The sequence below is a fragment of the Aliiglaciecola lipolytica E3 genome, from assembly GCF_000314975.1.
Classification (GTDB): domain Bacteria; phylum Pseudomonadota; class Gammaproteobacteria; order Enterobacterales; family Alteromonadaceae; genus Aliiglaciecola; species Aliiglaciecola lipolytica.
The window spans coordinates 76,731-96,339 of sequence record NZ_BAEN01000023.1 but is presented as its reverse complement, the minus strand read 5'-3'; the positions used below and the strand labels follow the sequence as shown (position 1 = coordinate 96,339).

The window sequence follows — 19,609 nt, the reverse complement described above, 5'->3', positions numbered from 1 at the left end:
TCTATGCCTGTGTAGCAATTTGTTTTTTACGCTGCATATTCCAATAAGCCGTAATAAAATAAATGATGGTACAAACGAATCCTACCGTTTGAAATAAGTCACGATTGGCTTCATAGGCAGTAATGCCTGAGCTCATAAGTAGCGTATTTGCTGCCAAAACCGTGGTAATTAATAAGCTTAAAACTGACACCCACCTTAGGGTTTTGGAGAAGCGCGTATTGTCCTCGATGATTTCAGGTTCAAGGTCAGCTTGCTGCGCTTGATATTTCTCAACACGCTGATTAAATGCTTCCATTTTCTGCTTTTCTTCAGGGTACTTCTCTGCGGCTCCATAAAATTTTGCCAGCAGGATGTAACACACTGTGGTAAAGAACCAAGTAGGAATAAACAAATAGTAAAATGACAATACATCCAGGGCATTCAAACCAAATCCGAACGTTAACCCGAGTATCCAAGAGGCCACAGCAGGAACACTATGAGTCAGGTTTCGAAACGTTACCCAGTAACGCGTGAACCCAATACGAGGAAACACAAAATGCTCTGCAAAAACAATTGCTCCCACTGGTACAACTAATAAACCAGCATAGGTCAGTAGTGGCAGCATTTTATTGAATACAAATGGGAAACAAGCAATACAGACGGCAACTATGCCAACAATCAGTGTAGTTTTGTTGCGTGATTGACTTTTAAAGATGGCCTGTGCTGCGAGACCTGAACGGTAAAGATTTGCGTTTGCAGTTGTCCATCCCGCTACAATTACAATGACTAATCCAGATAAACCCAATGCTTGGAAAGCAACATCACCAGGATCTAATTCGATAATCGATTTTTTTACAATTACTGCAGTACCTGCGCCCATAATGCCAGCAGAAATCCAGGCAATATAATGCCCAAACAGCATACCCGCAGACGTGCATAACCCATAAGCACGCTTTTTAGCATAACGCAGCAACGCCATGTCAATTAATCCAACATGGGTAATTGTATTGGCAGCCCATGAAAAACCAATAACTTCTAACAAGCCAATGCCAGGTTTACCGCTAGCATCTAACCCAGTCCACACCGACATACTGCCAATTTGCATAAAGTCAGACCAACCAGAAAGACTGGTTTGCCCTAAAACATGTTGGGATAAAGCAGGTAAAAGAACCAAAGGGCCACACACAAACATCACAAATAACCAAGGGGCGCAAATACGTGAGAAGTTTGATACTGCGGTAAAGCCATACATGGCCACTAGCACCACGATAGTGCCCACGGCTAATACCACAAATACAAACCACAAGTTTGTTGGATACCAGTTGAGTTGGGCTGGAATATTAAAAGCAAAACGAACCGCAGTAGCAGACACCGTAATCATGGCGGCGGAAATTACGGTAAAGATGATCACATTGACCCAGTTGTATAAGGTCGTCATGGAATCACCGGCTATTTTTTGTAGATAAGTATATAAACTCAAGCGAGTTTCAATAGCAATTGGGGTGGTGATCAATGTCCAACTCAACACCGCAAGAATGTTACCGATCAGCAATCCAAGCAAAATATCAGACATAGTCGCGCCTAATGCAACAAACGTAGCGCCGATCACAAACTCAGTGGCTGCTACATGCTCTCCTGCATAAAGTCCAAGAAAATGCGTCCATCCTTTTAACTTATGTTTAGGAATAGGTAATTGTTCTTCACTTACGTTAGCCAGATTAACTTGGTAATTTTCAGGTTTCATAATTTTACTTATCTTAATGTTACGTTCGTGAACCTGTATTAAACGATCAAAACTGAGCCAACTAATTCAAAGTTTTATCAAACCTAAAAAAACAGGTTTGATCCTTATCACGGAACGCTCACTCATTGTCGAAAAACACAAAAATACACATATGCCCAAAGAATGAGCAAATTCTCACAAACCTAATCGATATTGTCAATACGTTGTTAATTAAAAAAGTAATAAAATTCTGTTTCATTAAAATATTGATCAATTAAAAGATCGTTTTTGACGTCTAAAATAAAGGAGAAATAAGTAAGTAAATTATTAAAAAACAATAATTTAAATAAATTACTTAATTTGACGCGATGATGAAAAGTGAATTGTTATTCTTACGCGTAAATTTTTTGTAAACATAACTTAAGCAAAGTAGGTAAAACGTATTGTTTTATGGAAAATAGGGAAGAGGAAGTTAATTCCCTTCCCCTCATTTCCATAATTGATTCATGGTTTATGCGCATTTTCTGCACATTTGAAAGGTATTCTATGGGACTTAATTCAAGTCGTTAATTTTCTAACAAGAAGAAATTACATTGAGGGTTTATCAAATGCTTATTACAAGAACCGTTTTTAAACGTTTGCATTGCTTGCTAATTTTGGCAATTTTGAGCGTTTTGTTAAGTGCTTGTGGAAGTGATAATAACGTTATCAATGAAACTCAAGATGCAACAACCACAGAGCAAAACTCAAACGATAATGGTACAGCACTCACCAGTGGTACGACAGACGGTGTGTTGTGTAGCTATTTTTACAATGAATATAATAGTTCAGAATCCGTTTCAGCCACCAGTTACGCAGACTGGACATGCAATGGTTCTAACCGACAGTTGACTGCTAATGGTATTCCTGATCACGCTGTTGGCACTTTCCCCAATCCTAATAATCCCAATACCATTTCTGAACAATCAGTTTCAGCTAGCTATACGTTAGAGCCTACGGAAACAACTACGGCAACACAACTAGGAGGGCCAAGAGGTGCTGTCGGGTATGTGCTTAACGGTATTAAAATTGACGCTGGTACTGGCGGAAGTTGTGATGACTCAGGGACGGCTTGTAGCCTTGCTGACAACAGTGGAAGTTGGAACATAGAAGCATTGAGTCAGGATGTATTTGATTTTGGTACAGACGACAACAACGCTCATGTACAACCTGATGGAAGTTACCATTATCACGGAATGCCTGAAGGCTTCATTAGTTTACAAAATGCAGACAACACGAGCATGACATTAATTGGTTGGGCGGCAGATGGATTTCCAATATACGCTCGATACGGATACAGCGTCGCAGAGGACGCTAACTCAGACTTACAGGCAATGACTGGAAGTTATCAGCTAATTAGCGATATAAGCAATAACCGCCCATCAACAGATACTTATCCGCTGGGCACCTTTCTGCAAGATTGGCAATATGTAGAAGGCTCAGGTGATTTAGATGAGTGCAATGGTCGGTTTGGCGTGACACCGGAATTTCCAGAAGGTATTTATCACTACTATGCCACTGATACCTATCCGTTTTTCCAACGCTGCATTAAAGGTGCGTTATGAACAACAAACTAAGAAAAAAATCAAAATATCGTAAATTGGGCTTCATTTTGTTGACTACTTTTGCGCTTCAACTCACAGTACAAAGCGCCCTCGCACATTTAATGGTCGCTCAACATGGTACGTTAAACATCATCGAGAATGATGCATTTTTGGTACTTTCACTGCCGGTTTCCGGCTTTGCCAATCTCGATGACAATAAAGATGGCCTTGTTTCAATGATTGAGTTTAATCATCATCGTACTTCGATTACGCAACATGTTAATCAGCACGTTAAAATGCACGACCAACAGGGCAATATAGAATTGCAGTCCATTATACTCTCACCTGTAGTAGATCATCATGATGCGAGTCAATCCCTTTCACAAATAACCGTAGTGGGAAAATTTGCGCTTAGAAATACAGCTGAAAAGCATACCTTTGAAGCTAGCATTTTTGGAAAAGAACCTGCAGAACAAAGCCTAGAGATAACTGCTAAACGTAAAGCGTTAGGCGCTAAACACACATTTGAACTGACACCAAAAGCTCCCTCTGCACAACTATTTAAATAACTAATTGAAACAACCTTAAACTTTAAAAACTAGCGTTTCACGAAACGTTTTAACAACACAGGCAACAAAGTTGAATCGGTTAGTAGTGCCATTAACATAGCCAATCCAGTTAGTAATCCAAATAATACACTAGGTACAAAATCTGAAAAACTCAGTAAAGCAAAGCCAATGGTAATAATAGTTGTTGTAAATAATAAGGCATAACCAACACTATTAAAGGTATCCTTAATTGCCTCGCTAGGCTCTGAATTTTGTTGCGATTCTAAGTAACGATGAATAAAGTGGATGGTATCGTCCACAGCAATACCCATGGCAATTGCAGAGATGGTGATAGTCATTAAGTCTAAAGGTATTCCCAATAACCCCATCACTCCCAATATCGTAAAGGTGGTTAAAATATTCGGAACTACAGCTACCAAAGCAATGCGTATTGAACGGAATATTGCTAGTAAAACCAAAAATAATGCGACGAAAACAAGTCCTAAAGTCATGATTTGTGACTTAAACAAGCGTTGCAAGATATCCTGATATAACACAAAGAGGTTAGTTAACACATAATCTTGTTTTTCAACGCCAATTGTTTGCATATCTGCTTTTAGGTTTTCTAAAAACTCAGCACGGTTGAAATCAGGAGTGCTGTCTTGAATTCGAGTACTAATTCTAAGTTGATGGGTATTGGGATCGAAATAAGCCCCTAGAAGACTATCTTTTAGTGATTCATCTAACATAGTGTAAATAGCAGTTAGTTCGTATTCAGTTAGTGGTTTACCATCGTTAATAAGCATGGCTAATTCAGTGAAGTTAAATACCGAGGTTACATTTCCCATTGCTTCATAACTATGTAAAACAGCTTGGATTTTTTGTAGTGTTTGTACAGTCTCCGCAGTTAACACTAATTGCTTGTCTTTTTGTTCACCTGGCACTGTATACACCACGTCCATTGGAGTTGAACCACCAAATTCCTGATCGATAAAAGTCAGCTCTTTATGTACTTTCGTGGAGTCTTTGAAATAATTTAAAAAGCTATTTTCAACATCTAACCGAAGAATACCGACAATCGATATCCCTACAATGACGACACCAGATAGAGTAATCACTTTTGGGTAATTTAAGCTAGCGGAGGTAAAACCTTTAATAATGGCTTTGGTAACTGTGTTTGCACCGCTTTCATCTTTGTGGCTCAGCACCGATAAAAATGCTGGAAATAATAATAGGCTCACTAAAATTGAAATAATCATAGCGACTATCATCATCCAACCAAAACTCACCACCGGCTGAATACCACTAAAGATAAGTGAGCCAAAACCTACTGATGTAGTTAGTCCAGCGTAGAGACACGGTTTGAATTTATTGTTTAGGGTTCTTTCCAGCAATTCTGCTTGGCTATCTTGGTCATACTTTACAGCCAATTGTCGATATTCCACTATCAGATGGATCATCACAGCTAACGTAAGAATAAGCTGTAGGGCGATAAAATTAGAAGAAATAACCGTAGTGCGTAAATCCAATAAACCAAAAATCCCTACCGTTAACAACACGCTTAACCCACAAGAAACTACCGGTAACACCACCCAGCGCATACGTCGGAATAAGACAAAAAGCATTACTACAATCGCGCCGCCAATTGCACTGCCGAATAACATAAGATCGCGTTTGATAATATCGATCATTTGCTGACCTAAAACAAAAGCACCGCCTAAATAAAAGTTGGCCTCTTGCTGATACTTGTCGGTGATCTCATAAATCTTGTCAATCTCTTGCTTGCGCTGAACTTTCAGCTCTTGATCAATAGGATCAGCCTGCTCCTTAAGTTGGCTAATTTTTTCTTGTTCTTCATCAGTCAAATCTCGTTCTAAGGCATTCTTTTGAATCTCAACTATTTGAGTTTGTATGTCTTCTAATTGTTGATTCTTTTTGAAAACGACTTGAATTGCTGTTGCTGTTTGATCTTGATTCACCAATAGATCTTCGAACAAAGGATGTTCTGAAAACACTTTTTGCATTTCTTGATTAGAATAGCGCTGAGATTCCCAACTGTAATTGTCCGGATCTAAGTCTGAACCTAACGATGAAGCATTACTCAAAAGTGGTACATTCAAAATATGAGTGACCGTTTTAACGCGAGGTAGCGCCGAAAAAGCATTACTTAATTCTTGAATATGGGTGAATGTTTTATCTGAAAACAATTCATGCTGCTTAGGTTCATAAGCGACTAATATAAATTCATCGGGCGAGAACTTTTGGTTCATCACCTGAGTTTCAATGTACATTTTATTGTCTTTAACCAGTAACGTATCGGCAGAGGCATCAATTCGAAAACGTTGAGCAAAATAGGCTGCTACAACCGCTAACACCACAAAAAACAATAAGATCCATTTGCTCTGTCGGATCAGCAGTTGTGCAAAATTAGTTTTCACTGCTTTGGTTATCCTGCTCTGTTGTTACGTCAGCCTTTTGGTTACGATTTTTTTCATTGTTGGCAGGTGAAGGGGAAAACTGAACTGCACCTTTATATTCAGAATCACGAAGGACACTTTGCAAATACATGTTTCGAAAAAACGTGTAAGGATCATCAGATTGCGCACGTAACTCTTCATAAGTAGGCGCTGTGGGCACAAAATCATTAAATCCATCCAACCCCTGCAAATAAGTAGATTGAGGAGAGTCAGAAATAACATGCACAGGACTTAAGATACTTTCACTAATAGTCGAAAAAGCGTTTCTAAAGTCGGATTGTCCAAGAATCGGTAACACTAAATAGTTACCATATCCCACATCGTAGGATTCTAATGTATCTCCTATAGTGGCAGTCTGCTCCGGCAAGTCAAACCAAGCATCTGCGGGATCAAACAATCCTAACAGCCCCACTGTTGAGTTAATCAAAAATCGGCCTAAATTAGTGCCCGACTTTTTACCTTCTCCTTGAGCAAGATTATTTAATAGATTCAATGGTTCTCGTAGGTTACTAAAAAAATTACCCACACCAGTTTGCACCGGATCGGGAACAACAGTGTCATACCCTTTACTAACTGGAATAAACAAATAACGATAAATAACATCATTAAATGCAAAGATAGGTCGGTTTATTGATTCTAGAGGATCATCAAAGGTCACTGGATCGTAAGTCACTACCGTAGGCGTCAGAACTTGTTTTCCTTGGGATGTCTCAATGACAATGTCTTGATTATTCGTAGACTCAGATTCAGCTTGTTCAATATTATTCGAACTGCATCCACTGATCACAAGAAAACTGATTAGGTAAAGAGAGCTAGCATATTTCTTTAACGAATTAAGCGTGTTTGAATCCAACATAAAGTGTTCTCATCCAGTTTTAGAACGGTTAGTTTATTGACCAAAAGTCATTAACCTAATAATTTTTATGAATTTAGTAGAGCAAATTACTTGCCAAAAAATATTCAATGCTACTTGAGTCTATTTGAATTTTAGATATGAAGATACGAAATAACCATTATAAAAGGATCAGATGCGCTACAGTCTTTGTTTTTGCAAGGTTAGGGCGTTCAAGTAAAAAATGGTTAATGAAGTAAGTACTTTGCAAAAGCACATTGTATTGTTTGTCTCAAGTGACTTTGGGGTATGGAGTTGAGGCCTAAAATATGTAAAATCGTCTAGTCTTAAAGAAAATAATACACTAGCTAGATTCGTTAGGTATTGATTGTGCTTACATTTTGATTAATCTTTAAGAAATCAGAGCAAATCATAACGAATGAAGTCGACAATTTAATTTAAAATAATTCTTTAGCTAAAGGTTGCAATTATTGCTGACCTAACTAATCTTGTTCGTATAAGGTCTTACAGAAGTTTATCTATTGCCAACAAATCCACTTTCTAACCTTACAATTAGAACACGCTATGTTTTAGCGCTATGTTTGATTGCGGCAACTGTGTCAGCATCCGCATTGATACTTAAGTATGTGTTTAGCGTACAGTTGAACGATGCAAACATTGTCAATATTGCGGGTCAACAACGCATGTTATCGCAGCGAATTGCGCTTTTTGTTACCCGCTTGTCTACCTGCCCAGACAATAAATTACTGCAAATTCAAGAGCTTCAAACCACAATTGAGAAGTTTGAAAAAAATCGAGCATATTTAAGCGGATTACCGAAGTTACCTGCCAAAGTACAAAACTTGTATTTTGGTGATACTGGGCTAGACGCTAAGAGTCAGGATTATGCACAACAAGCTCGTGAGTATGATGACAATCTCTTAACTTGCGGCGAGATACCTGTTGCGTTTAATACCGTTAATACAGACAAGCTTTTAGTTACTCTAGATGAAGTGGTAAATGAGTTCGAAATCGCTGCTAGGAAACGCGTTGAACGTGTAGAAAATATCGAATTATTTTTATGGATATTTACTTTGCTGCTTTTATTTTTAGAAGCCTTAATTATTTTCAGACCGATGGAACGCAAGATCAAATCAACCTTGGCCTCTTTGCAAACAGCATTGAGCGCTGCAAAACAAGCTGAACAACAAGCCGTTGAAGCTAACAAAGCGAAATCCGAATTTTTAGCTAGCATGAGTCATGAACTAAGAACCCCGATGAACGGCTTATTTGGCATGATTGAATTGGCAATTGATAATCCAGAAAAAAGTAAGGAATACTTAGAAAAAGCAAAAAGTGCAGGTAAGCAACTACTGGTATTAATCAATGACGTGCTCGATCTTTCGAAAATTGAAGCAGGCAAATTACGAATCGAAAGAAGTCCTTTCGATTTAGTGCAATTGTTGGATGACGTGGCATCCGTCCAATCAGCTAATTGTCGAATGAAAAACTTAACCTTTAAGTTTGAAAAAAAGACTAACTTGCCGGCAAGAATTATCAGCGACTCAACTCGATTAGCACAAATAATGCACAACCTCCTCAGTAATGCGATTAAATTCACTAATAGTGGAACGGTGGAATTAACAGTAGGCGTACATATCAAAAACAAACAATATTTCCTGATTATAAATGTTGTTGATACAGGTATAGGAATTGAACAACACAAAATTGCCTCCATTTTCGAAAAATTTGAGCAAGCTGATCAAACCACGACGAGATTATATGGCGGAACAGGACTGGGTTTAGCGATTACAAAACAATTAAGTGATTTAATGAAAGGGGAACTCAGGGTCAAAAGCGAAGTAGGTAAAGGTAGTCACTTTACATTAACCTTACCGATTGAAATCGATATTGTACCGCAAGAAAATATATATCCTGAAGTGAATTTACAGTGTGCAATCGTAGATGACCTACAAACCAGCAGAGAGTATATTCAGCATATCGCAGAGTCCCAAGGCTTAACCACCACAACATTTCAATCTGCTAAAGACTTTTTAGACACTAATATCGATTACTATGATGTTTTGATTATTGATTTCTCAATGCCTGAACTCAATGGAGCACAACTTATTGAGGAGCTTTTAAAACGCAACACTACTCCTTTGCCACATATTATTTTAATTTCTGCAGCAATCGAACAGTTTGAATGCACAGAAACCGTACGCAGTGTCATTTGGCGCACGCATGCCAAACCTATTATAAGACAAGAACTTGAAGCGAATTTGCGTGAATTGCAAAAAATTTATATCCACCAGCAATCAAAAGCTGGCGAAACACAAACCAGTTTCAGAATTTTGGTCGCAGAGGATAATGAAATTAACGCCGAAGTAGTGAAAGTCATGCTGGAAACATCAGGCTTTCAAGTTTCCATAGCGAGTGATGGTGAAAAAGCAGTAAACGCATGTATATTAGAAGACTTCGACCTAATACTAATGGACTTACAAATGCCTATCATGGATGGTTTATCCGCCACCTTAAAATTACGCAACGAGATTAACTTTACGAACCCCATTATAGCTTTGTCTGCCAATGCTTACGTGGAAGACAGAGAAAAATGCCGCGCAGCAGGTATGTCAGACTTTTTGGCTAAACCTATTGATAAGGTGTCATTGATAAGCACGATTCAAAAATACCTAAAGTAGTGTTGTATGCCAATAAAATTAATCCTACCAACACGAATGCGCAAAATAGACAAAGCCTGCCTTTTTATAGCTAGCATACTATATTCTTTATATTCTTTCGCTGAAGATAACCTGCCCATTGAATGTCAAACTGTCCCTAACAAACAAATAGACATATGCACACTTTCGACTCAATCTGAACATTATCCCGTTAATGATCTCATTTTATATAAACGTGAAGATGGTAGATTTTTTGTCTATCTCGAAACGATTAAAGGGGACGTGGCAGGAAGTTGGTTTTGGGGCTTTTCAAACCAAGGAAAATACGCGGTAATGAGCTTCGCGGAAGAGGGACACCCTCACTTTGTGTTTTACGACACAGAACAATTTTTACAAAGTGAACAACGTCCAAAACCTATATCCGTGGTTTCCGACTATTTTTTGGGACAACTGATGGAATTGAGGGATGATGGCACCGCTATTTTCGGTTGGACCGGTGGTTTACAAAATTCAAATCAAGATAGTCAATGTCTGGAATATGAAAATGTAGATGCTGCGTTATTAGAAGACGAATGTTTTGTGAGCGTTAATATTTTTGCTGATGAACATAAGTCAATTAATTAATGAAGCAAACGCCTGACGAATTAAACTCACTTTTGCATGTTCTCTAGGGTTCTTTTTATTCACCAGAGAAACCGTAAAATCATATCGGCAACTTTGTGGGCATAACGTCTTTATGTCACCGTTATCCAACTCATTTTGAATGTAGCTGGCTGGCAAATAGCCGATATAAACTCCAGATAAAATAAGGGTTTTTCGCGTATCAAATTGATATGCTTTAGCATCCAATTTGAGTTTCTGTAATTGTTTACGACCTTCCTGATCCACATCTAAACCAGGATGAATGGCAGAATGTGACGCCAATTCAATCTCATCTAGTTGATTTGCTTCAAGCTCATAAAGAGGATGTCCTTTTGCACAGCACAAGTACATGGGTTCACTAAATGCAGGTAGATATTCCAGTCCATCCACTGGACGATAATTGGGAAACAATCCAACATGGGCCTTATCTTTTAACAGGCTTTTTTCGATTGAATCAATTTCCGCACCATCTAAAACAAGATGTAATTTAGGTGCTTGTTGATGGATTTCATATATCGCCTGTGACAAAATTTTTTGCTTGCTGATGTCTAGCTGATCGGCGCATAGAATCACTAACTCACCACTGAGCTCGCTATTTAGAGACCGTACCAACAATGAAAAATCATTTAGCGAATCAAACAGCGCAGTAGAGGCGTGATACACCGCTTGTCCTGCTTCGGTTAACGTGAAACCTTGACGGCCACGCAAGCAAAGCTTTAGTTTCATTCTACCTTCAAGATTTCCCATATGAACACTAATCGTAGAACGAGAGATGCCTAATTCTGTTTCTGCTGCCGAGAAACCTCCATTCTCTACCACGGATTTAAAAACCCGTAATAATCTTAAATCGTATTCAGTAATGGGTTTGGGAATGAGGTTATTGCGTACCATAAAGTTTTATATACCTAAACGTATAGGTTTAAAGTTTAATATTTAAAGCATAATTGAATTGCGCTCAAATAGCTAAAAATATTAAATGGAGCCGCAAATGTTAAACCTTAGAGATCCTTCTCTGCTTAAAACGACCTCTTACATTAATGGCATATGGTTAGAATCAGAAAACCAATTGAATGTGATAAACCCTGCCAATGGAGAAGTTGTGGCGGAAGTTGGCGATGCTAACACTGCCGAGGCAGAACAAGCTGTTATCGCAGCACACAACGCATTAACAGCCTGGTCTGCAAAAAGCGCACAACAACGTGCAACTTTGTTGCGCGACTGGTTTAATTTAATGATTGAGCATCAGGATGATTTAGCGCAAATACTCACTTTAGAACAAGGAAAATGTTTAGCAGAGGCTAAAGGTGAAATTGGCTATGGCGCATCTTTTGTCGATTGGTTTGCAGAAGAAGGCAAACGCATATATGGCGACGTAATCCCCGCACTAGGTAATGACAAACAAATCATTGTAACCAAACAACCAATTGGTGTGGTCAGTGCAATTACACCATGGAACTTCCCCAACGCAATGATTGCCCGAAAAGCCGCAGCAGCGCTAGCTGCAGGGTGCACATTTGTGGTTCGTCCAGCAACTCAAACACCTTTATCTGCATTAGCTATGGCCGAATTGGCAGCGCGAGCTGGCATACCTGCAGGCGTGTTCAATGTAGTGGTGGGTCAAGACGCCCATGGGTTGGGTAAAGTCTTAACTGAACATCCACTTATTGCAAAATTTACTTTTACTGGTTCAACTGGCGTAGGTAAAAAACTCATAGCCCAATGTGCTAGTACGGTAAAACGCGTTTCTATGGAGTTAGGCGGAAATGCACCGTTTATCGTGTTTAATGACGCCGATATTGATGCTGCAGTTCAGGGCGCGTTGGCATCCAAATACCGTAATTCGGGGCAGACCTGTGTTTGCACGAACCGTATTCTAGTGCAACAAGGCGTTTACCAAGAATTCTGTCAAAAATTTATAGCTGCCACCGCAGAATTAAAATTAGGTGATGGCATGGATCCACAATCTCAACTCGGCCCCATGATCAGTGCTCAAGCTGCGGATGACGTGCACCAGCTTGTTCAGCAATCAATTGCGCAAGGAGCTGTACTAGAAATAGGGGGTTGCACAACTTCTCAGGGAGACAATTACTATTTACCCACAGTGTTAACCCAAGTGGATAATGACATGCCAATTGCCAAAAACGAAATCTTTGGTCCTGTATCCCCCATTATTAAATTTGAAAACGAAGAACAAGCCATCGTCCTAGCAAACCAGACCGAATACGGTTTGGCGGCATATTTCTTTAGCCGTGATGTGGGTCGAATTTTTCGCGTCGCTAAACAATTGGAATTTGGCATGGTGGGGATAAACGAAGGCGCTATTTCAAACCCGGCTGCGCCTTTTGGCGGAATGAAACAATCTGGCAATGGCCGTGAAGGTTCGCGTTATGGACTAGATGACTATTTGGAAATCAAATACCTGTGTTTAGGTGGACTGGAGAATACATAATGACGTTACATCAATTAGCAAATTATCAAGAAACTAACCAAACATGGCAGGCACGAAAATCAGCTGTAGTCGCCCGTGGTCAAGGTAATCTATACCCCGCATTTGTGAGTCACGCTAAGAACGCCGAGATTTGGGATGTAGAAAATAATCGATACATAGACTTTGCATCCGGTATCGCTGTGTGCAACACCGGCCACAGTCATCCAGACGTAATTAAAGCTGTCACTGAACAAATGACAAAATTTAGCCATACCTGCTTTATGGTAAACCCTTACGGAGTGGGTGTAGAGCTGGCAGAAAAGTTAGTACAAATCGCTCCCGGGGATTCGCCCAAAAAAGCGATGTTAGTAAACACTGGAGCTGAAGCCGTAGAAAATAGTATTAAAATTGCGCGTGCGCATAGCAAACGTCGTGGCATTATTGCCTTTAACGGCGGATTTCACGGTCGAACCAATTTAACCATGGCATTAACCGGTAAAATTGCCCCTTACAAACGCGATTTTGGGCCGTTTCCTGCTGATATATACCATCTTCCTTTCCCAACCACATTGCATGACATTAGTGTGGAAGATTCATTAAAAGCGTTACATACCCTGTTTAAAGTGGATATCGAAGCAACTGATGTGGCGGCAATCATCATTGAGCCAATCCAAGGTGAAGGTGGCTTTTATTTCGCGCCAGTAGAGTTCATGCTAGCATTAAGAAAAATTTGTGACGACCACAATATAGTATTGATAGCAGATGAGATCCAAACCGGCTTTGGCCGTACAGGTAAAATGTTTTGTTGCGAACATGCTGATGTTGAACCCGATTTAATTACCATGGCAAAAGGTATCGCGGGCGGTATGCCTATAGCCGCAGTCGTGGGGAAAACAGAGATAATGGATGCGCCTTTACCCGGCGGTCTGGGCGGTACTTATGGCGGTTCGCCGGTGGCCTGCGCTGCTGCACTTGCGGTGTTGGAAATCATTGAAAAAGAGCAAATTCTTGACCGCAGCAATCAAATTGGAGCAATTTTCTCAGAGCATTTAAATGGGTTAAAAAACAGTTACCCCGACTATATTGGAGAAGTTCGTCAGGTCGGTGCAATGATTGGGATCGAACTGGTAATCGATGGCGATGCTAACAAACCTAATCCAACCATGACGATGGCAATAATTTCTAAAGCGCAAGAATTCGGTTTGATTTTGCTCGCGTGTGGATTTCACGGCAACGTCATTCGGTTTTTACCCCCCTTGACCATTGAATTGGCTATTTTGGAACAAGGTATTGCCAAATTTAAACAACTCTTTCAGGATGTAGTGCAAGCACGCGATACAGAAATATCCTAATTGAGAAGTTTGAACATGCTAAAACAGCTTATCCACATAGACACTACGCTAGACGAAAGTCTGCAAAGCCAGATACGTAATAAGCTGGTCGAAGGTATTTTGGTAGGCTCTTTTCCTTTAGGCAGCAAACTCCCCTCATCACGCAGACTGGCTGAACAACTTGGTGTTGCACGCAATACTGTGGTGTTGGTTTATCAAACTCTGCAAGATGAGGGATATATCATTAGCAAGGAGCGAAGTGGTATTTACGTCAATGAAAAAATCCACCAAGGATGGGTGAATAGCACGCACGCTACGCCCCACTTTCAACCGAAAGCAACCGACAATACGCATAGATTTAAAGGCGCATTACAAATTACTAATCAAACTGCGTGTCCAGCAGATTGGCAAAAATATAATTATCCGTTTATCGACGGTAAATTTGATGCGTCTTTATACCCTGTAAAAGAATGGCGCGACGCAAATCAGCAAGCCAATGTCACCCGCGAAATCAACCAATGGTCTCAGCTTCAAGGATTAGGTGATGATCCCAAGCTAATAGAAGAGATACGTACCAAAATTATTCCCCGCCGCGGCATTCAGGCGGCTGGAAACGAAATACTGATTACTGTGGGTACGCAACAGGCTTTATATCTGATTAGTCAGTTGTTTGTAGATTCGTCAATCACTGTCGCGGTAGAAGAACCCGGGTATCCAGAAGTTCGGGATTTACTCCAACACAAAGGCGCAAATCTAATTCACCAACCTGTTGACGACAATGGTATGCAAGTAGATGAGCGTTTGGATCAATGCGACATAGTTTATACTACTCCGAGTCACCAAACCCCTACCAGTGTGACCATGTCGATGACACGTCGCCATGAATTATTAGCGAAAGCCAACGAACGAGATATGTTGATCATTGAAGACGACTTCGAGTTTGAAAGTAACTTTTTGCGACAACCCCATCCGGCTTTGCGTAGTTTAGACGATAAAAATCGGGTCGTTTATATTTCCTGTCTTTCCAAAGTTCTCGCATCTGGGATTCAAATAGGTTTTATCGTGGCCGATTCAGGAGTGATTAGCGAACTCAAAAAACTACGCAAAATGGCCATGCGTAACCCACCACTGAATAATCAACGAGCCGTCGCTTATTTTTTGTCACTAGGCTACTACGATGCCTTCATGCTGCACCTGCACAAAGTGTTTTTTGAACGCTGGTTAACCTTGCGTGAAGCACTCAATACCTATTTACCCAACTGTATTGATACCGGACCCATTCAGGGTGGAACAGCATATTGGATAACAGGTCCGAAACAGCTAGACGGTGATAATTTGCAGGAAAAAGCGGCTGAGTTAGGTATTTTAATAGAGCCAGTAAAACGCTATTTTGCCCAAACTAAACATCCAGAAAACTGTTTTCGAATGGGCATTACCAGTATCCCGAATAGTCGAATACGCGCGGGAGTTAAAAAGTTAGCCGAGCTCATTCGCCAACTTACCGCTGAACATGAAGAAAAACTAGATAATGCCAAAGGTAAACTGTTAGACGAGCGTGCCTTAACTAATTTGTTACCCGGTGTGCAATTGGAATGTCAAATGGTGTATGGCGTGCCATGTACCATCGAATTGCTGCCGGATGGCACAATGCTTGGTCGCACTGGCGGCATTGATAGCGAAGTTGACACGGGTAGATGGTGGATTGAAAACGGTATGTACTGGCGTCAATGGAATTTGTGGAGCTACGGTGAAGTACGTGGTTTTTATGTAATTGTTGATAATCAACAAATGAAGTGGTTCGATCAAGATTACCGTTTCGTTCGACAATTAGACATTATTAATTCCTAATAGCGTCCCCCAACATTCTGGACCAATAAGCGCAACCATTCTGGCACTATCACTTATTCACTGGACCCATTAAAGTTTCCTAACATTACAAGCAATCAATCCCAGTTGCTTTAAAACGAGGAATGAAATGAGTCATTTTGCCATTGCAGGTTTACAACTTGCCTCATCAAAAGGAAATAACATCCAGCAAATCGCGACGGAAATTAAATCGTGTAAAAAACGTTTCCCGTGGCTTGATATGCTGGTTCTGGGTGAATTGAATAGCTTCGGCCCAGAAAAGAAGTATGCTGAACCTATGCCAGGCCCAACTGAATCCTTTTATCAAGATTTAGCTAAACAACTCAACATCTGGTTAATACCCGGTAGTTTATACGAACTGGCAGACAATCAGGTTTTTAATACCACGCCAGTAATTGATCCCAACGGCAATGTTGTAACCCGCTACCGTAAAATATTTCCTTTTTGCCCTTATGAAAGTGGTGTCGCGCAGGGGCAAGACATAGTCGTTTTTGATGTTCCTCAAGGACGCATCGGCGTGGCTATATGCTATGACCTTTGGTTCCCCGAAGTGGCTCGCAGCATGGTTTGTCAGGGAGCAGAAGTACTCATCTACCCAACTATGACAGGCACAATTGACCGACAAATAGAGTTGAACTTGGCGCGCTCAACGGCCGCTTCCAATCAATGTTACGTAATGGCAATTAATACCGCTGGAGAGATTGGTAATGGCCAATCAATTTTGGTTGGTCCACAAGGTAACGACATTTATCTCGCAGGCGAGTTGCAAGAAGTAGTTCCAGTTGAAATCGACTTCGCACAAGTGCGCCGCGATAGAGAACGCGGATTACATAATTTGGGACAGCCATTAAAAAGCTTTCGAGATAGTCAGTGGCAAAAATCACAATCAAGTTCGTTGAATAATACAGACTTTTTGAATTCGCTAGGCGACTTGGAAATTCCTGGTCAGGAAAAAACTGATTAGTCTTTCTGGACCAATAACTGGCTTTAATCTGGTACTACGGATTCGAAAGACAGTGTTTTACCCTCGAGTAAGATAATAATAAAACGATAATTGGAGTAACACTATGCATTCTGTGACGTTTAACAAACATACCATTGCCAAAGCCATTGCCAGCGCCTTGGTTTTGAGTTCACCGGTATATCACGCCTCTGCGCAAGAAGTTGCCGCTCAAGAAGGTAAAACAATTGAACGCATTGAAGTGACTGCCAACCGCCGTACCCAAAGTATTCAAGAAGTGCCCTACAACATTTCTGCGGTCTCTGGAACTGAGTTAGACGAAGGTAAGATCATTGACTCAACTGAACTTCTAAGAAATATCCCAGGTGCCACTGTGGTAGATAGAGGATATAGAAATTCAGGCGTAATCAGTGGTGTTGTTATTCGAGGAATTAATGTTAACAGTGGTGCGCAAGGTGATGTAGCCTTGTCAGCGGTATCAACCGTTGCAGGATACGTAGATGAAACACCGTTAAACGCTAACTTCATACTCAAAGATATTGAAATGGTCGAAGTACTGCGTGGTCCACAAGGTACGCTGTATGGCTCTGGTTCATTAGCTGGTACAGTAAAATACCGCATGAACAAAGCTGAAACCGACGAATTTTACGGTAGTGTGGGTATGTCTATTGGACAAACCGAAGGCTCTGAAGGCAATAGTTTGAATATGGACGTATTGGTAAATGTGCCTATTACTGACAACTTAGCGTTTCGCGCCAATGTAGGCCGCATCGATAATGATGGTATCGTTGATTACACGAATGTGTATGTTTTAGACAGCAACAATTATGCACCGGCAGCTGAAGGTGGCGATCTAGCCAATGGTGGCGTGAGCTTCCGCAGTGTGGAAGATGCAGATACCGTGGATATTGATTACGGTCGTATGTCATTGTTCTGGCAGGCCACGGACGATCTTACATTCAACCTAGCGTATCAAAAACAAAGCGACGAAATTGGAGGCCGTAGACAAGTAACCCGTGGTACAAATTGGGTAGGCGGCAGCGAACAGCAATATGGTGAATATCAAAACGGGGCGGTGTTACTTGAACCATCAGAACGTGAGGTTGATTTAACTTCATTGGAAGCAGAATGGGACCTTGGGTTTGCAACGCTCACTTCAAGTAGTTCAAAGTATAATCACGAAGGAAGTTCTATCAGCGATAATACTGGCTTCTACGCGCAACAGAATTGGTTTGCTGATCTATATTACGGCTCTCCCCGTCCAATGGCGCTTGCAGAGCGTGGTTACGATGACGAAGCGTTTGTACAAGAGCTTCGCCTTGTATCGAATCAGACGAAAAATAATATTGACTGGGTAATTGGTGCTTATTATATGGACCAAGATAGCATTGCGACCCAAGATAGCTACATGCCTGGTTATCAGGAATGGGCAGGTGCCGCTTTCCCTTGGTGGCCGAGTATGGCTGATTTTGGCATGATTTATACCGACAATGACTTCCATTATGTACGTACTGAAAACTTCAAAGACAAAGCCTTATTTGGTGAATTAACCTACCATTTTTCAGATGATTTTCGTAGCACGATGGGTATCCGTCGTTTCGACAATACCTTCACCAATAATACTGAATTGTTATTGCCAATTTGGCCATTCTTAGGCGCTGAGCCTAATTTTGAAACGACTGAAAGTGACACTTTGTTTAAGCTAAATATGTCATATGACATTAGCGCAGACACTATGTTGTACGGGACTATATCTGAAGGTTACCGTCGCGGTGGTGCAAATGCGGTACCGTTAAACGGCAGTCTCGCTGAACGTCCAGAGTGGCAACAGTACGATTCGGACTCTGCGGTAAACTATGAGTTAGGTATAAAAGGTTACTTAGATGATAGAAAGCATAGTTATAGTCTTTCTGCGTTTATGCTTGATTGGGATGACCCGCAGTTAAATACATCATCCTATTGGGGTTTCTATACCGTTGCAAATGGTGATTCTGCGCGCACCCAAGGCATAGAATTTGAACTGCAAGGTTACCTTACTGACAGTATTCATTATGTATTGGGTTATGCCTATGTAAACGCAGAATTAACGGCAGACTTTATTGTGCCATCAAGTGTTTTTGCAGACAGCGCGACTCGTGTACAGGCAACTGACGGCACTACCTTACCGGCTTCGCCAGAGCATACTTTGAGCCTAGCTTTGGACTACACCCATGAGCTGGATAACGGTATGTATTGGATTACTCAATTAAATACCTACTATCAGTCAGACTCAGTTAATTACTTAGGTGAAAGCGCGACGCTCCAGGCAGATATCGATGGTTTCTCACTTTGGAACCTGACCTCCAGAATCAGCGATGAAAACTGGAATGTAACCTTCTATGTGAAAAACATCTTCAATGAAGATGGTGTAACTGGACTATTGCCAGAAGCCTACATGGGTACTGATCCAGATGAAAACTTTTTGGGTAACTCTTCTAAAGATTACATAAGCTTGCCAAGAACTGTTGGTGTTGCATTCAACTATCGTTTTTAATCGCTAAGAGCTGTTTTGGTGACTG

At 40.7% G+C, this 19,609-nt stretch carries 13 protein-coding genes; 9 read left to right on the top strand and 4 right to left on the bottom strand.

Translation table 11 applies throughout. From position 1 onward, the window contains the following. Position 1: 1 nt before the first annotated feature. Positions 2-1,723 (bottom strand): purine-cytosine permease family protein, encoded by a 1,722-nt coding sequence (locus GLIP_RS05970; protein ID WP_008843694.1) that lies wholly within the window; start codon positions 1,721-1,723, stop codon positions 2-4. 587 nt (positions 1,724-2,310) lie between these two features. Here GLIP_RS05970 and GLIP_RS05965 point away from each other — a divergent pair. Further along, positions 2,311-3,306, top strand: a complete 996-nt coding sequence (locus tag GLIP_RS05965) for a YHYH protein (protein WP_008843693.1) — start codon at positions 2,311-2,313, stop codon at positions 3,304-3,306. Continuing rightward, complete coding sequence (locus GLIP_RS21350) at positions 3,303-3,854, top strand: hypothetical protein (RefSeq protein WP_008843692.1); 552 nt, start codon at positions 3,303-3,305, stop codon at positions 3,852-3,854. Before GLIP_RS05965 ends, GLIP_RS21350 begins: the two co-directional genes overlap by 4 nt. A gap of 29 nt (positions 3,855-3,883) precedes the next feature. Here GLIP_RS21350 and GLIP_RS05955 read toward each other — a convergent pair whose 3' ends face one another. Together GLIP_RS05955 and GLIP_RS05950 are read right to left on the bottom strand one after the other, a co-directional pair. After that, entirely contained in the window at positions 3,884-6,271 is a 2,388-nt protein-coding gene (locus tag GLIP_RS05955) for an MMPL family transporter (RefSeq protein WP_040522057.1), read from the bottom strand. After that, a complete protein-coding gene (locus GLIP_RS05950) occupies positions 6,261-7,166 on the bottom strand; it encodes an MlaA family lipoprotein (protein WP_008843690.1) in 906 nt (301 codons plus the stop codon). Before GLIP_RS05950 ends, GLIP_RS05955 begins: the two co-directional genes overlap by 11 nt. A 518-nt stretch (positions 7,167-7,684) precedes the next feature. Here GLIP_RS05950 and GLIP_RS05945 point away from each other — a divergent pair. Both GLIP_RS05945 and GLIP_RS05940 read left to right on the top strand, forming a co-directional pair. Next, positions 7,685-9,844 carry a response regulator gene (locus GLIP_RS05945; RefSeq protein WP_040522055.1) on the top strand — a complete coding sequence of 720 codons (2,160 nt, stop codon included), beginning with the start codon at positions 7,685-7,687 and terminating at the stop codon, positions 9,842-9,844. 6 nt (positions 9,845-9,850) lie between these two features. Next, on the top strand, positions 9,851-10,447 hold the full coding sequence (locus tag GLIP_RS05940; protein WP_040522054.1) for a hypothetical protein: 597 nt from the start codon (positions 9,851-9,853) through the stop codon (positions 10,445-10,447). Here GLIP_RS05940 and GLIP_RS05935 read toward each other — a convergent pair. Next, positions 10,436-11,356, bottom strand: coding sequence for a LysR family transcriptional regulator (locus tag GLIP_RS05935; RefSeq protein ID WP_008843687.1), 921 nt, complete (start codon positions 11,354-11,356; stop codon positions 10,436-10,438). The genes GLIP_RS05940 and GLIP_RS05935 overlap by 12 nt on opposite strands. 97 nt (positions 11,357-11,453) lie before the next feature. Between GLIP_RS05935 and GLIP_RS05930 the strand changes: the two genes are divergently transcribed. The 5 genes from GLIP_RS05930 (at position 11,454) to GLIP_RS05910 (ending at position 19,584) form a co-directional block, all read left to right on the top strand. Continuing rightward, positions 11,454-12,914: an NAD-dependent succinate-semialdehyde dehydrogenase gene (locus GLIP_RS05930; RefSeq protein WP_008843686.1), complete on the top strand. Its 1,461-nt coding sequence runs from the start codon at positions 11,454-11,456 to the stop codon at positions 12,912-12,914. Further along, positions 12,914-14,245: a 4-aminobutyrate--2-oxoglutarate transaminase gene (gabT, locus tag GLIP_RS05925; RefSeq protein WP_008843685.1), complete on the top strand. Its 1,332-nt coding sequence runs from the start codon at positions 12,914-12,916 to the stop codon at positions 14,243-14,245. The genes GLIP_RS05930 and gabT overlap by 1 nt, the downstream gene beginning before the upstream one ends. Positions 14,246-14,260: 15 nt before the next feature. Next, positions 14,261-16,072 carry a MocR-like pyridoxine biosynthesis transcription factor PdxR gene (gene pdxR, locus GLIP_RS05920; RefSeq protein WP_008843684.1) on the top strand — a complete coding sequence of 604 codons (1,812 nt, stop codon included), beginning with the start codon at positions 14,261-14,263 and terminating at the stop codon, positions 16,070-16,072. A gap of 127 nt (positions 16,073-16,199) precedes the next feature. Continuing rightward, positions 16,200-17,054 carry a carbon-nitrogen hydrolase family protein gene (locus GLIP_RS05915; protein ID WP_008843683.1) on the top strand — a complete coding sequence of 285 codons (855 nt, stop codon included), beginning with the start codon at positions 16,200-16,202 and terminating at the stop codon, positions 17,052-17,054. Positions 17,055-17,157: 103 nt separating this feature from the next. Next, the gene (locus tag GLIP_RS05910) at positions 17,158-19,584 is read left to right on the top strand and encodes a TonB-dependent receptor (protein ID WP_008843682.1); all 2,427 of its coding nucleotides are present in this window, start codon (positions 17,158-17,160) and stop codon (positions 19,582-19,584) included. Positions 19,585-19,609: the final 25 nt, after the last annotated feature.

Bases quoted from the DNA above. Each gene is read 5' to 3' on its own strand.
- GLIP_RS05970 (WP_008843694.1), bottom strand. From the start codon at position 1,723: ATGAAACCTGAAAATTACCAAGTTAATCTGGCTAACGTAAGTGAAGAA.
- GLIP_RS05930 (WP_008843686.1), top strand. From the start codon at position 11,454: ATGTTAAACCTTAGAGATCCTTCTCTGCTTAAAACGACCTCTTACATT.
- GLIP_RS05950 (WP_008843690.1), bottom strand. From the start codon at position 7,166: ATGTTGGATTCAAACACGCTTAATTCGTTAAAGAAATATGCTAGCTCT.
- GLIP_RS05935 (WP_008843687.1), bottom strand. From the start codon at position 11,356: ATGGTACGCAATAACCTCATTCCCAAACCCATTACTGAATACGATTTA.
- GLIP_RS21350 (WP_008843692.1), top strand. From the start codon at position 3,303: ATGAACAACAAACTAAGAAAAAAATCAAAATATCGTAAATTGGGCTTC.
- gabT (WP_008843685.1), top strand. From the start codon at position 12,914: ATGACGTTACATCAATTAGCAAATTATCAAGAAACTAACCAAACATGG.
- GLIP_RS05910 (WP_008843682.1), top strand. From the start codon at position 17,158: ATGCATTCTGTGACGTTTAACAAACATACCATTGCCAAAGCCATTGCC.
- GLIP_RS05940 (WP_040522054.1), top strand. From the start codon at position 9,851: ATGCCAATAAAATTAATCCTACCAACACGAATGCGCAAAATAGACAAA.
- GLIP_RS05915 (WP_008843683.1), top strand. From the start codon at position 16,200: ATGAGTCATTTTGCCATTGCAGGTTTACAACTTGCCTCATCAAAAGGA.
- GLIP_RS05965 (WP_008843693.1), top strand. From the start codon at position 2,311: ATGCTTATTACAAGAACCGTTTTTAAACGTTTGCATTGCTTGCTAATT.
- pdxR (WP_008843684.1), top strand. From the start codon at position 14,261: ATGCTAAAACAGCTTATCCACATAGACACTACGCTAGACGAAAGTCTG.